General features: G+C 41.9%; 13 protein-coding genes. 5 read left to right on the top strand and 8 right to left on the bottom strand.

What is annotated here, in order from left to right; all coding sequences use genetic code 11:
• The first annotated feature begins 55 nt into the window (after positions 1–55).
• Together BM008_RS02870 and budA are read left to right on the top strand one after the other, a co-directional pair.
• Positions 56–532 (top strand): chemotaxis protein CheW, encoded by a 477-nt coding sequence (locus BM008_RS02870; protein ID WP_091932909.1) that lies wholly within the window; start codon positions 56–58, stop codon positions 530–532.
• 198 nt (positions 533–730) lie between these two features.
• Entirely contained in the window at positions 731–1,573 is an 843-nt protein-coding gene (gene budA, locus BM008_RS02865; protein ID WP_091932906.1) for an acetolactate decarboxylase, read from the top strand.
• Here the strand turns inward: budA and BM008_RS02860 are convergent.
• The gene (locus BM008_RS02860) at positions 1,513–3,456 is read right to left on the bottom strand and encodes a sensor histidine kinase (protein ID WP_177187937.1); all 1,944 of its coding nucleotides are present in this window, start codon (positions 3,454–3,456) and stop codon (positions 1,513–1,515) included. The genes budA and BM008_RS02860 overlap by 61 nt on opposite strands.
• A 204-nt stretch (positions 3,457–3,660) precedes the next feature.
• Here BM008_RS02860 and BM008_RS02855 point away from each other — a divergent pair, with 204 nt between their 5' ends.
• On the top strand, positions 3,661–4,818 hold the full coding sequence (locus BM008_RS02855; RefSeq protein WP_091932899.1) for an LL-diaminopimelate aminotransferase: 1,158 nt from the start codon (positions 3,661–3,663) through the stop codon (positions 4,816–4,818).
• Between the two features lie 250 nt (positions 4,819–5,068).
• A complete protein-coding gene (locus tag BM008_RS02850; protein ID WP_091932896.1) occupies positions 5,069–5,464 on the top strand; it encodes a DUF5658 family protein in 396 nt (131 codons plus the stop codon).
• On the opposite strand, the gene BM008_RS02845 is transcribed toward BM008_RS02850, so the two are convergent.
• Together BM008_RS02845 and BM008_RS02840 are read right to left on the bottom strand one after the other, a co-directional pair.
• Positions 5,432–6,463, bottom strand: a complete 1,032-nt coding sequence (locus tag BM008_RS02845; protein WP_245747835.1) for a phosphate signaling complex PhoU family protein — start codon at positions 6,461–6,463, stop codon at positions 5,432–5,434. The genes BM008_RS02850 and BM008_RS02845 overlap by 33 nt on opposite strands.
• Before the next feature lie 63 nt (positions 6,464–6,526).
• Positions 6,527–7,663, bottom strand: coding sequence for an archaellin/type IV pilin N-terminal domain-containing protein (locus BM008_RS02840; protein WP_177187936.1), 1,137 nt, complete (start codon positions 7,661–7,663; stop codon positions 6,527–6,529).
• 125 nt (positions 7,664–7,788) lie between these two features.
• Between BM008_RS02840 and BM008_RS02835 the strand changes: the two genes are divergently transcribed.
• Positions 7,789–8,463, top strand: coding sequence for an RAD55 family ATPase (locus BM008_RS02835; RefSeq protein ID WP_091932886.1), 675 nt, complete (start codon positions 7,789–7,791; stop codon positions 8,461–8,463).
• Positions 8,464–8,524: 61 nt separating this feature from the next.
• On the opposite strand, the gene BM008_RS02830 is transcribed toward BM008_RS02835, so the two are convergent.
• Genes BM008_RS02830 through pstC form a run of 5 tightly spaced genes read right to left on the bottom strand, consistent with a single transcriptional unit; the run spans position 8,525 to position 14,871 of the window.
• Complete coding sequence (locus tag BM008_RS02830) at positions 8,525–9,895, bottom strand: type II secretion system F family protein (protein ID WP_245747833.1); 1,371 nt, start codon at positions 9,893–9,895, stop codon at positions 8,525–8,527.
• Positions 9,892–10,809, bottom strand: coding sequence for a type II secretion system F family protein (locus tag BM008_RS02825; protein WP_091932882.1), 918 nt, complete (start codon positions 10,807–10,809; stop codon positions 9,892–9,894). The genes BM008_RS02830 and BM008_RS02825 overlap by 4 nt, the downstream gene beginning before the upstream one ends.
• The gene (locus tag BM008_RS02820) at positions 10,810–12,984 is read right to left on the bottom strand and encodes a type II/IV secretion system ATPase subunit (RefSeq protein ID WP_245747832.1); all 2,175 of its coding nucleotides are present in this window, start codon (positions 12,982–12,984) and stop codon (positions 10,810–10,812) included.
• Entirely contained in the window at positions 12,977–13,870 is an 894-nt protein-coding gene (pstA, locus tag BM008_RS02815) for a phosphate ABC transporter permease PstA (protein ID WP_091932879.1), read from the bottom strand. Before pstA ends, BM008_RS02820 begins: the two co-directional genes overlap by 8 nt.
• Positions 13,867–14,871 (bottom strand): phosphate ABC transporter permease subunit PstC, encoded by a 1,005-nt coding sequence (pstC, locus tag BM008_RS02810; RefSeq protein WP_091932876.1) that lies wholly within the window; start codon positions 14,869–14,871, stop codon positions 13,867–13,869. Before pstC ends, pstA begins: the two co-directional genes overlap by 4 nt.
• Positions 14,872–14,895 lie beyond the last annotated feature (24 nt).

Here is a 14,895-nt window from a genome sequence, read left to right as displayed (position 1 = left end):
AATTATGTACGGACCATAGTGTGCTAATATGGTTCCGTTTCACCGAGGTAAAATTATGGCTAACGAGAATGATAGTTACGCAGACAATATTGATGATGACCTTAACCAGCTTGTGATCTTCAGTCTGGGAGTCGAAGAGTTCGGGATCAATATCATGCAGGTTCAGGAAATAATAAGGATGCCTGAAATAACAAGGATCCCAAGATCACCTGAATATGTAAAAGGTGTTATCAACTTAAGAGGAAAGATAATTGTTGTCATGGATCTTGACAAACGCTTTGGGATGTCAACACAGGAAATAACAGACGAATCCAGGATCGTTGTAGTTGATATAGATGGTACCATCGTGGGACTGGTAGTTGATTCCGTAAGCGAGGTAATACGCCTCAATAGCTCCAGCATCGAGCAGACCCCTGAGATCATCTCACAGAAGATCAATGCTGAATACCTGAACGGTGTTGGTAAACTGGAAGACAGGTTACTTATCCTGCTCAACCTGAAGAACATCGTCAGTGAAACCGCAGCAGCATAAACATACCTTTTTCTAACAGATGGTAACGTTCCGAAAGGAACAATACCATCATTTCATATCTTTTTCCCTATTCGTCATTTGCTTACACGTAGTGTTATAACCCGTATCCTGATCAAAGGCCAGATCAGCGGATAAGAACTAACAAAGTAAATATATAATAAATGATAGATACATCCTTCAAACAATGAGGAAATACAAATGAGAAGATCGAAGATATTCATTATTCTACTGACTGTTATTCTGTCAGCAATAGCAGGAGGTTGTATCAGTGAACAGAAAGACGGAACTGTAACTGATGTGGACACAGCCAGTAATGCTGAAATGACATCAGAGACAGAAACAGACACAATATACCAGTTCTCAATAATCAATGCCCTGCTTGAAGGGGTCTATGACGGAGAGATAAGTTGTGGAGAACTGAAAGAGAAAGGTGATCTCGGACTTGGCACATTCGATAACCTTGATGGAGAGATGCTGGTACTTGATGGCGTTATCTATCAGGTCAAAGCTGACGGTAATATCTACCAAGTAGAGGATAGCACAACATCACCATTCGCTGCTGTCACTTTCTTTGAGACCGATATTGAAGAAACAGTTAATGATCAGATGGACAGCCAGCAGATGGCAGAACACATAGCTGACCTTCTTCCCAGTCAGAACATAATGTATGCTGTGAAGATCACCGGAGATTTCAGTTACATGAGAACACGCAGTGTAGCACCGCAGGAAAAGCCATATCCAAGGCTTGTTGATGTGACAAAGGACCAGTCTGTCTTTGAGTTCAATGATACGAAAGGTACTATTGTCGGATACTGGATGCCTGAATATATCGATGGTATAAATGTCCCAGGTTATCATCTGCATTTCATAACAGATGACAGAACAGGTGGCGGACACATCCTTGATTATACAATAGTGTCAGGAACAATAGAGATCGACAGCACTGATAAATTCTATCTAGAGCTCCCAACAAATGAGAACTATCTTGGCATGGGTCTTTCACAGGATACAGAAGGAGAGCTGGAAGAAGCTGAGAACTGATCCTGCTTCATAGGGATATAGACATGAACATCTGTCCCTGTCCCTTTTTCACTTTCGATCCAAATATCGCCTTTGTGATTCTCTACGATAACTTTACTGATATAGAGCCCCAGTCCGTTCCCACCATAGGTCCTTGTTGAAGAACTATCTATCTGATGGAACATCTTAAAAAGTCCAGGGATATCCTCTTCTGAAATACCTATTCCTGTATCCCCAATAACAACATGGATACCTTCTGCCTCGATATGAGCAGATACAGTGATCGTCCCGTTCGCAGGTGTGAATTTAACTGCATTGTCCATTAGATTGAGGAATATCTGTGGCAGATATGTCCTGTCAGCATCTACTGAACATGAATCGAATGTATGATCCACATGAATACGCAAGTTCTTTTCCTTCATGGGATCAAAGAAAAGGTTCACAGCATTGTTAAGAACGGATGATATATCCACAGGTTCGAAATTGTACCTGATATTCCCGTTCTGATTGGTACTGATAAATAATAGTGAATCGATAAGATTCTGCAATTTACGTGACTTTGTCACTACACGCTCGATCGCATTTGCCTGTTTGTCGTTCAATGGACCAAGGGTACCATCATAAAGAAGTTCACTGAATCCTTTTATAGAAGTAAGAGGGGTGTTCAGTTCATGGCGGAGATTCGACAGGAACTCATCCTTTAATTTGTCAAGGGATTTCAATTCCTCATAAGCAAGTTCAAGGTCAGAGGTCGACCTTTTCAGTGCTTCCTCTGTCTGTTTACGTTCGGTGATATCGCGTATATGGCTTACAGCCATAGCAACATCCCCTTTAGTATCATATACAGGGAATATACGGAAATCCCGGACCCGGTCATCAACAGGATCAGTATGTTCGAATTCTTTCATACGTCCTGTAGAGAATACATCCTTGACAGGACACGTGTCGTGAGGGAACAGATCATGAGTGAACAGATCACACATCTGTGGATGCTGATCACCTTCCTGTGGAGGAATTATCTGATCGCTGTTCCAGTTACTTGTAACTACCCTCATTTCTCTGTCAACTACGATAATAAGATCCTGCAATGCATTGAACGTACTTGTAAGAAGTTCTTTCTGGTTCTCAAGTTCCTCTTCAGAGTTCTTATTTGCAGTTATATCGGCGAGCAGGCCAATACCGCCATAAATAGAATTATCCTTGTTCCTCAAAGGAACATAATATGACTTCAAGTGGATCTCTCTGCCTGCTGTACGTGCAGAGTATTCATTCTCATAGAATGCATTCGTATCCTTTGAGATACCTGCAAGGATCCTGTTAAGATCTTCATCATTTACATAGTCGAATATCTCGGCACCGACCACATCGGCCTTCTGTACTCCGAATATGTTGAGAAAACCTCTGTTACAATGACTTATGGTCCCTTTGTTATCTACGAAAATACCGAGCGGGGAAACATCGAAGATCATCCTGTATCTTTTCTCAGACTCAAGGAGAGCCTCTTCAACATGTTTTCTCTCGATCACTTTGCAAAGACGTGATGTAATAACATCCAGCAAGCGTTGTTCCTCTTTAAGGAACGGACCTATGTCATGATATGGACGCTCTTCTGAATAAGATATGTGAATAGAACCACGTTTATGACCGTGTACTGCTATATTGCTGGATAAAGTATGGATGTTCTTTTCAAATCTATCCGTACTGTATATATCCCCATCCAGAACTATGCATACCTCTGCAACCTCAGAGTATAGAAAAGCAGGCTGCAATCTCTGCATGATCCCTTTTAGAAGGGACTTAAGAGGTACATGAAGATCGAACAGGTCAGATATGCTGTATATGCATTCTAGCTCCCGCTCCCTTTTTTCCAGAATGGATCTTTTTTCTTCTAAATTAATGGCCACACCACGTTCCAGTATTTCAACTAATATATTATTACAATATATATTATTTATATTAATAGATTTTGTTGCGATACACAGATCAATATGAAGAAGTGTACAGAGATAGACAAAGATCCCGTATACCATGCTATTAAATAGATGAGAAGCAATAGATGATGCATAAATGCCCCATTGGCACAAAAATGATCAAATTTAGGTGAATAAATGTATTCAGACAGGATCAATTCATTACCACCATACTTATTTGCAACGATCGATGAAGCAAAGGCTGCAGTAAAAGCAAAGGGTGTAGATGTCATAGATCTTGGTGTTGGTGACCCTGATCAGCCAACTCCGGACCACATTGTAGAATCAATGTGTGACGCTGTACGTAACCCGGAAACACACACATATCCATCATACACAGGAATGATGAGCTTTAGGAAAGCTGCTGCTGATTGGTGCAAGGAAACAAGAGGACTTGATCTTGATCCTGCATCAGAGACACTTACACTTATCGGATCCAAGGAAGGAGTAGCACATATTCCCCTTGCGTTCATCAACCCAGGGGACATAGCACTTTGTCCTGACCCTGCATATCCGGTCTACAAGATCGGTACAGAGTTCGCAGGCGGAGAAGCACACATCATGCCACTTCTGGCTGAAAATGACTTCCTGCCGGACTTTGACGCAATACCAAAGGACAAACTTGCAAAAGCAAAGCTGATGTTCCTGAACTACCCGAACAACCCTACTGCAGCAACCGCTGATAAGAAGTTCTTTGAAGAGGTTGTGCAGTTCGCCCGTGACAATGATATAGTGGTCATCCACGACAACGCATACTCTGAAATGACCTACGATGGTTACAAGGCACCAAGCTTCCTGAGCGTTGACGGTGCAATGGATGTGGGAATTGAACTTTACTCACTTTCAAAGACCTACAACATGACCGGATGGAGACTTGCCTTTGCAGTAGGTAACAAGGACATAATAGCTGGCATCGGCAAGGTAAAGTCAAACATCGATTCCGGAGCTTTCGATGCTGTTCAGATGGCAGGTATCACTGCACTCTCCAGTTCCCAGCAGTGTGTTGCTGACATGAACAAGATATACGAGGAAAGAAGAGATACACTCCTTAAGGGACTCAAAGAACTCGGAATAGACGTCAAGCCACCTAAGGCAACATTCTACGTATGGGCACCTGTTCCTGAAGGATATGATTCAATGGGATTCTCAAAGTTGCTCCTTGAGGAAGCAGGTATCGTAGCTACACCAGGTGTTGGCTTTGGAACTTACGGTGAAGGTTATATCAGATTTGCACTGACCCGCTCCGTTGAGAGGATCAACGAAGCTGTAGAAAGGATGAGCAAACTGAAGATCTGATCTTCAACCTCTCTCTTTTTTTATTTTTACTTTCAGATCTCTCAATTCTATTAATTGTATTTTTCTTAAATTACACATAATGGTCATTCATGCCATACCCGGAATAACTTCGATATGACATAGAGATATATAATTTATGGACCATAATATATATTTTAATTATATTTATTCTATTTTAAGAAAAATATGAACATAACTACCTCAAATAACTACATTCCACCAATATACATGAGCAAGCTTCTATGCAGGTATGTTCTCTAAAAATATCGAAAAAGGGTTGTTCAGCACAGAAGAGATATACGAATTCATCTATGATGCAAGATACATCATCCTGCTTTACGTAATAGGGGATTTCCTTACCACATTCCATGCACTTAGCAATGGATACGGATTTGAGGAGAATGGTTTTCTTTCAGGGATAATGGCATCTCACGGAATATGGTCCTTACTTGTAGTAAAGATGCTGATACTGCTGGTGATCTACTGGAACTACAGATCGGTCAGGACATCGGTTCATTCATATGCCAGGAAGCTATGGGATATATCAAGGATGGGGATCAGCCTGTTCGGCCTTGTCCTTGTGATCAATAACCTTATGGTAATAACTGTAAGATCAAGCCTGTTCGAGTATCTGGGCCTCTCCTGAGAGAGACTCTTTAATGTCAGTAGCTTTCATATTGATGACCATTTCAGCGATATCGGCACTATATTCAACGATACGCTGGAAACTCTCAATTATCTTTCTTTGCTTTTCCCCATAAAGACAATAAGCACTATCAGATAACTCTGATCTTTGAATTATCCTGTTACCAAGAGCAGATGATATTTTTGAGGTCCTCATTATATGATTTGCGATCTCAACATCGATATCCAGAACAGCCTGGAACGAATCCTGGAAAAGCCTGTGTGAAACCATACCCATCTCGATAACTTCCTCATTATCGTTCTTATGATCACCTATCTGAATAACGGTGTTTGCTATTCCATGAACGTGATCACCTATACGTTCCATGAGCTTGATTATAAGACGATAACCAAGGCAATCTTTTGAATTTTTGATACCGATCTTCTGGGCAAGGACAGAATCATCCAGTGCAGCCTTGATCTGCCTTACACTTAAAAGATAGAATTTGTCGACATCATTGTCCCTCTGGACTATGTCTTTAGCAAGTTCCACATCACCTTCCCTTAAAGCAACGATAGAGTCCTCCATCATGGAAGATATTATACGGAACATGCTCTGCAGGGACTTTTCCAGTGAGATATCCTGATAGTTCAGAAGATTCTGTAGAACTACTTCGGTCCTGGACTCCTCGACGATCTCGATACCAATCAGACGTTTTCTGGCAGATTCTTTGAGATACTTACGTTCAGCTGCAGAAAAACCACCTGGACAGACTACCCTGATGATATCATAGCCAACAAGATAGTTCGCCACAAGTGTCCTGAAATTCTCTTCTCTGTCTTCAGATGCGATCATCTCGACCTTTGAACGGCCGTTCTTTCTCTGCTTTCCCTGATCAGGAGTGATCAAGAGTGAACGGTCCGGCTTCACCGTAAGAACTACAGTATCCCCAGCACCAAGGTCACCTTCCCTTACCCAGTCTATTGGAAGAGAAACTATGTATGTGGAACCACCTGTCAACTGGATCTTTCTTTTATGTGAAATGTATATCCTTCCTTTGATTTTGTTATATATCTTAGATATTTAAAGGATCGTCAGGTTACCTGACACCTGACCGAGTCGGGAGGTCATGCCATCATCATCTGTTATCTCAAGATCGATAGTGACATTCTTGTCATTATAAGGGTCGATACCTATTGGCCTTACAACCATACCTGAGAGATCATAGTCATAAAGTGTCACTGTTCCGTTACCCGAATCCTTCCACACGGCCCATTTATAGCTTGTAATAAAACCATCCACATCCTGAGAATCAGATGCATCCAGTATCAGATAACTGTTAGGGGTCTGGGTACCATTGGCATTCTGAAGATACTCCACCTTGAACTGGACCTCGGCCACTGGCATTGGCGGTGTGAAAAGTTCCTTGAAGACATTGATATAAGAGGTTATTATCTCGACCTTTATAGGATCGCTCTCAGAGGGAGATGAACCTGCATATGAAGTAAGATAGACCTTGTAGAAGATATCATAATCCGTATTGTTGGTAAGGTTCCCACCAGAACCTGAACCAAAAAGGGTTATCTCCCGGTTCTCATCATCTATTGAGAAATTACCGGTTTTAAGGCATTCTGTTCCGTTGGAAGAATAATTGACATGGTAGTCATATGCAACCTCACCGAATGCATACCATGGATGCTTATCCAGTGTGTATGAGTGGTCAAGACTGTTATTGGTCCATGATGAAGTGTCGATCGTCTCTGAGCCTTCCAGGACCATATCCGAAAAATTCAGGTGGATCGTCTTGCTCCTTGTGGCCGGAACCACAACCTTGTGGTTCGCACTATAGACAGCAGGGTAATCCCTGTAGACATCGAACACACCTTCACTCTCATACGCCTTGTAATGGAGGAAATATCCGCCATTGACGTTTATTGCTGAGATATAGGAATCTGCAGTATTGAGATTAAGAACTTTGAGGTCAATGGACTCCCAATTAGAACCATCACCAACCGGGTCAATAGATACTATTTTGAGATCCTCGTTCTCAACGGATGCTTTGTGACTTTCAAGATCCATCGCCTGCTTCTGCGTAGTAGAGATCATATATGCCACACTCGTGGCAGCGATTATCGTAATAAGTATCAGTAACAAAGTACCAAATACAACAGTAACCCCGCGATCATTGCGCAGGAAAGTGCTCATATCGTTGCCAGCCATCTCTGATGAAAAGTGCATTTGCGATTATATACTTTATTTCTATAATATATATAGCTCCCAATAATCTATAGATTTTGCCATTTTATTCCAAAACCATTTAAGCAATAATCACTTTTAGGGATTTGATGGTGCTAACTAGCTTCGGTTTAAAAAACGTACCTTCCAATGTGGTACTGTTAATAGAAGAGGATATAGGAGATGTAAAGAGTGTCTTCTTCCGCAAGATCAGTTCCGATGCACTGAAACTTGGAAAGAAAGTTCACTACATTTCCACCAGAAGTTCCGAGAAGGATATAATAGAGGAACTCAACATACCAGCGACCCAGGATCATAAGGAGAGACTTACCGTCATCGGAAATTTCTCAGATCCGATATCCCTGCTTGACATGTGCTACAGAAGACACAAACTGTGCATCCGCCTCTATGGAGAAGGTGCTGGTCCTCTGCACAATATAGCCGATGCGGACGTCTGTGTGATCGACATGTTCTCATCACTTTTCATTCACGAGGATGTAGAGGTCATTTCTGAAACTATAGAAGCCCTCATCAGGATCAGCAGGGAAGCAAATATAACATTCCTGCTCTCAGCAGATATCGGAATTCTGCCAGAAAGAGCAGAGAAGATACTCCGCTCTATGGTAGATGGTGTTATCCAGTTCAGAACAGAGTACGCCGGTGGCAAGATCAACAGATACATCAACATACCTAAGATGAAAGGAAGTATCCCCCTGAACAAGATGATCGCCTATAATGTCACCAGTCAGGGTATTACCATGGATAACAGAGAAAGGGTTGGTTAGACCTGTCCTATTATCTTTTTTAATATCAAATTATGAAACATCCAAATGAATGAAGGAGCGATCAATCATCTCCTCCATTCACTATTATTGTTGCTGTCCCTTTTGATTCACCCGCTGTTGCAGTGACGATATACGTACCCGCATCAGAACCTGGTATCGGTGCAACTGAGACTTTGCCATCCTCATCGGTCATAGAACTTGTAATAATACCATCCGGTGAAATTGTCATCTTAACAAAAGTACCCGGAACAGGAGCACCATTCGTATCTGTAACATTGAATACGATAGGCTGCTGTAATGGTATGCCACCCATGACCTCCTGTGCGTCACCGGAAACCATACTTATTGTATAGGTAGCACCCACACCAGCAGGCAATAGCAGCGTTACACATGCAATGTAACTTAAAATTATCAGTATCGCCGAATGCTTGAAACCGTGTTTTATCTCACCCTCCGTGATCTGCCCTATGATAAGTCCACCGAACAATGCATTCAATATTATCATATGGAAGAAACCACGCTCAAAATCTATGTCTGAAAGACCTGCACCACCGAGCATTTCCATACCTACACCCTGAATAAGAGGCAACAGGGATGTCGAAAGGATATAGGTCAGCATCACGATGATACCCTGTGCGAGATAGAAGATGACAATGTACTGCTTCAGATTTGCTTCCTTTTCTCTCTGAATGGCAATGACAGATCTCATATCCTCTGAAGTACGGAACAGCAGGTCAGCAACATTACCACCAGTATATGCTGCCTGGACAACCACATCGATATATCTGGCTACAAGGCGGCTGTTCATGGACCGGGACATCCGGTGCATGGATTCATCAAAAGATTTCCCAAGTACCATTGAGGAGGCAGCATCCTGTGCATGAGTACTTATCGCACCAAGGTTGGTCTTTGAGAGATTGATGAAACCTTTTACGGGATCGATACCACCTCTCATAAGCTCCGATAATTTGTAAAGGAACTCACTGAAAGCTAGTTCTCTTCTCTGTAGCTTTCTTTTCTCTAATAGAGAATCTATCGAATAGGGAATGATCGCTACAAGCACTGCAAAGACCATTATATGGTCCAGATCATCTTTGCCTTTTTCCTCATCGGGCTCCGGTTCCACTTCCTCTTCTTCAGCAACGATCACCTCGCCTCTTTCTGCTGCCTCTGCGGCTTCCATCTCTGCAACGAGTGCTTCATATGCCGCATGTTTTGCAGCAGCTTCATCACTTACAGCAGCTCCTGCTGATGCTTCATCGGTAACGAAGGAGTGACCTGTAAGAACTGCCATGAGAAGTATCATGAATGCCAGAAATATCGGGATACCCAATGTAAGATACTCTCGTTTTATATCATACCGTAGTGTCAGTATCTGCACATATCGCCCTATTATCAGGCGATATTTTTCAATATTCATAGCAATGTTCATAGAGTGCTCCTTGAATATTTCATCCACAACAAAATAAGAAAAACGATATTGATGAAAGGTAACATGAAGTAAACGAAGAACTGGAACATCTGTTTGGCCGTGAAAGGCCCAAGATCGATCCCAAGTGCACTTGTGACAACTATCATCAGGACCACAAGTACAACACTCATGACCACGCCACTGAGATAGCCTTCACCATACACACCAAGAGAATCCACGAACTCCTGTTGCATCTTTCTTCTCATATCCATTAGTTCACGTGATTTCATCTCAAGATAGGTACGTAAACCCCCACCGGACTGCATTGCATTGGCAAGATCTATACATATGGCCCTGAGAGATTCCGAGGATGTGTTCCTGATAAGGTGGTTCATGGCACTTACACCATCCTCCCCCAGAACATCCACACGGTACATTACCTTACCAAATTCAGTCGAAACGTCACCATAGTCCTCTATAGAGACTTTCCTGATCACATCCATCGGAGATGAACCGGAGCTTGCAAGGATGGTCATGTAACCCAGTGTAAAAGGGAGCTCATGCTCGATGTTCATGTTCTTGTTCGATATCTTGTTATAGAGCATGAAGGGAAACCCACTGACAGTCAGACCGAATGTCAGGAATGTCAGAACGGAGATATAGACAAGTGGAGAAGATGATCTGCTGAAAAGTAGGATCGATAATACGAAAATGATACCTGAAGCCAGTCCTGCCGTCACAAGTGCAAGAGACATGAACATGCCAGGGGTCAGCACCATATCTGCCTGATATAATGACTTTGCAACATCTTCCTGAGGTTTCTTATCTATGTGCTTACCGAATACATAGCAGAACATTTTGTATTTCTCAATGTACTTATTGGTCTCGTCCTCATTGAAAGCGTGATGAACATCAAGGTCCGGGGTCCTGACCATTTAATGACTCATCTCCATCATTTCATCTTTTTCTCTTGAATACCTCCTTATCGCTCTGGCAACTGCTTCATATTCAGTTATACCGTCACGAGCAAGGTTTTCGAGATATTTTGCCCTCATATCCATTTCCCTGACAAGTTCAGCCTGCTCGATACCGAACTCCTCGTTAATGTCATCAAAAAGAGCACTACTGCCACTGAACTCATATTCATCCGTAATGGGGTTCCATTTAAAAACTGGATTTGTGATAAGGTCACCACGTTCCGGATCAAGTTCCACAACCTCAACGATCCGCAGTGCACGCCTTAGGAAATGTTCACCGACCTTGATCATGGAATTGAAGATCACCATATCCACACTGGCAAATAGATTCCTTGGCACGTTCATAGGCTCTGATTCTACTCTGGAAAGCAGTTCATGGATAGAACCTGCGTGTATGGTTCCCATACAGGGGTGACCCACAGAGATAGCCTGGAAAAGAGTACCTGCTTCCGCACCACGAACCTCACCGACCACTATATATTCAGGTCTCTGCCTCAAAGCGGCCTTAAGAAGGTCGAACAGCTCGATATCACCTGCGGACTTACCACTTTCGCCACCACCAAAACCAGCCCTTGTAATAGATTGAGTCCAGTTCGGATGCATAAGGTTCATTTCAGCAGTATCTTCGATCGACACTATCTTGTATTCCGGAGGGATGAATGCACCAAGAGCGTTCAGAGTGGTGGTCTTACCGGATGCAGTACCTCCTGCTGCCAGCACAGAACGCTTGTACTCCACCATTAACCAGAAATATGCAAGAACCGTGGAGTCATATGTCTTGTAGTTCATCAGGTCGATACAGGAAACAGGATTGGACCTGAAACGCCTGATAGTGAAAGTCGAACCTCTTTTTGTGACCTCTTTTCCAAGTGTGAGGTTGGCACGACTTCCATCCACAAGGGTCGCATCCCTGATGGGTTCAAGAACGGAGATATGCCTGCCTGCTGCCTGTGCCATCCTCATGACAAAGTTGTTGAGCTCTATTTCCTCGTAGACCACATCTGTGGCAACTGAACCATAGACCCTGTGATTAACATAAAGAGGAGTGAATGGACCGTTACAGGTTACATCCTCGATATAGGGATCTTTCATCAGGAGGTCCATCCTATCAAAGCCCATGTATTTTTTATGAAGATAATAGAAGAACTTGTCCTTCTGTGTATCACTAAGCTTCAGACGATAGATATCAACGATAAGTTCGAACCTGTCCCTTAAAGCCTCAGCTCGGTCCTCTTCTTCTACAAGCAATATCTCAGAGTGTGCCATCTTGTCAAAGGCATTCTGTATTATGTAAAGTGCTTCCTTCTCACTATCACTTAGTGGAGGTTCCAGACACTTGTATTGAAGAGACTCACCATCGAACTCAATATGAACGTACTGAGTGCCAGATGTCACTTCATAAGTTATATTGACTTCCTTTTGAGGAACTCCGGGAGCAGGGATCGATAGTTCACCGAAAGTGAATTTCATCTCTTCAATTGTTTCGGGAGCGGGAGTTATTATCTGTTCTATCTTTTTAAGAAGTAAAGAGACCTGTGAATCTTCTTCAGACCTCAGTTCCTGCTCATCTGTGGATATAAGAGCTTCCTCAGCTGTTTTTTGTTTGCCATTTTTCTTCTTTAAGCTAAAATTTAGGTCAAGGTTGAATTTTGACCTCTTTGTACCTTTTTTACTATTTTCCACAGAACTATCTGGGAGAAGAGAATTATCTTCTGGTTCTGACACCTGATTATTATCCTTTTTCTTCTTCTTTTCAGATGAGCCTTTGATCTTCTTCGACAAAACTAACCCAAATCTCTTCTTTTTGACGGATCCATTCATTTTATTTTGAAGAGAAGAAACATCTACATCCAATCCCATATCCTCAGACAAGGATACTACATCACCTGTTATCTCTTCCGAAATATCCATATTAGTATCAGTAGTATCCAAGGTTTCTATTACTTCCACTTCATCAGATATCAGGATGGGACCATCTTCATCTAAAGGTACATGACCATCCGCCCCGCTCTCTGGAATGATTATTGCCTGATCGGGGCTGAATTCTATTTCAAGCACTTCCCGAATTACCTCATCTATCTCTGATGAATGGCTCTTTCTACTGAAAGGAGATCTTAGCTGAAGTTTAGCCAATTCTGCGCCTCCAGACAATCAATCTGGTGATTGCATTGATGACCATTACGATGACTATTAGGACAAATGCTGCTGCAAAACCTTCTGATGGAGATACCATACTCGGGAATTCAAAAGAATGGTATACTGTTATTGGAAGAGAAGCTACCAAATTCTGTAATGGAGATATGCGTATTCCAAAAAGCATACTCTCCTTTGCAGCCACACCAAACTCTGGCATAAATTGAGAATAACCTGCAGTCAAAACCACAACTGCCGATTCTTCAGCAGCTCTTCCTATGCTGAGAACTATACCTGTAACAATACCAGTAGTTGCATTTGGAAGAGTAATTTTACTGATAGTTTCCCATTTTGTAGCTCCCAGTGCATAACTTGCATCCTCTAATTCTGCAGGAACAGATTTAATGGCCTCTTCTGCAGAACGCTCGATCACGGGTAAGATCAGAATTGTGAGAGCGATCGCACCAGAAATAAGCGAAAAACCACCGGTAATAAAGCGCATATAATACACAAGGAACATCAGTCCGAATATTCCAAGCACAATTGAGGGCGTTCCTGAGAGGACATCTATTATAAAACTAAAGCTCTTAACAAGACGCGCATTCTTTGCATATCTTTGCATATATATTGCAGTCCCTACCGCAATAGGAGAAGCAAATATTGTGGACAGCAATGACAGCAGAATTGTCCCAACTATTGCATTTGCTATTCCACCTCCAAAACCTTCTGCTTCATTTTCAGGAGTAAGTAGGAATTCTAAGTTAAGACTTGGAAGAGCCTCCAGAGCGATTTTTCCAAGTATTCCAAAAAGAGCCAGTGTTGCTAAGACTGCTGAGAAATAACATAGGAATATGTAAAAAGATTCTTTTGCTTTTCTATGGTTCATTTTCTACCACCCAGATATCTTGAAACAGCAACAAAACCTATTTCAATCGCAAAGAGGACTGCTGCGATACCGAACAGAGCTGCCCGTGGGCCTTCTTCAGAAAAATGATGACCAATATCATTGAGGATCTTTGATGTCATTGCATAGCCAGGACCCATTACTGAAGAAGGGATTGTTTTGGAATTACCCAGTAGCATTACAATAGCCATCGTCTCACCCATAGCTCTCATCATTCCAAGTACAACTGCAGTCATAATCCCACTGGAAGCAGCTGGAAGAACCACGTTTCTTATCGTTTCCCACCTATTGGCACCCAGAGACAAAGAAGCATGTCTATTCTCAACAGATACGGATCTAATGGCATTTTCAGAAATTGTTGTGATAGTTGGAAATACCATTATTGCTAAAACTGTTGATGCTAACAATACCCCCAATCCAGACTGAGGATTGACATCAACAAATATAGGAATGAAACCCAGAAGTGAAGCAAGTACAGGCTCTATGTGATTCTGAAATATATTTTCTAGCACGAACAATCCGAATATACCGTAAACCACAGATGGTATACCCACAAGTAATTCAATGAAAGGCCTTATTGTGGAGGCAAGACGGGGAGACGCAATCTCTGAAAGGAATATTGCTGTAAAAATGCTTATTGGTACTGCCATTATCAGAGTAACAACAGTCATTATGACAGTGCCAGCTATAAAGGTCCTAATACCGTATATGTTCTTACCATAATTCCATTCATCAGTAATAATAAAATTAATCAGACCCTGACTCTGGAATACAGGTAAAGCAGTGTAGAATATAAATCCTATAAAAAAAATCACAATGAATGCTACAACAATAGTGCAGACAAAAAATATAAGATTTGCTGAACGATTGTATAATGCTCTTTTATTCGATTCCTGAGCATTAGAACCAAAAAATGTTGCAAAAACAGCAGAGGATATAAATGCAAGATTTATGATTTGTAAAAGTCGTCTTTTGTCGTTCATAATCATCGTTTTAAATAAAAAGAA

The organism is Methanolobus profundi, assembly GCF_900114835.1.
In the GTDB taxonomy this organism is placed as follows: Archaea; Halobacteriota; Methanosarcinia; order Methanosarcinales; family Methanosarcinaceae; genus Methanolobus; species Methanolobus profundi.
This window is presented reverse-complemented; position numbering and strand designations above follow the sequence as displayed.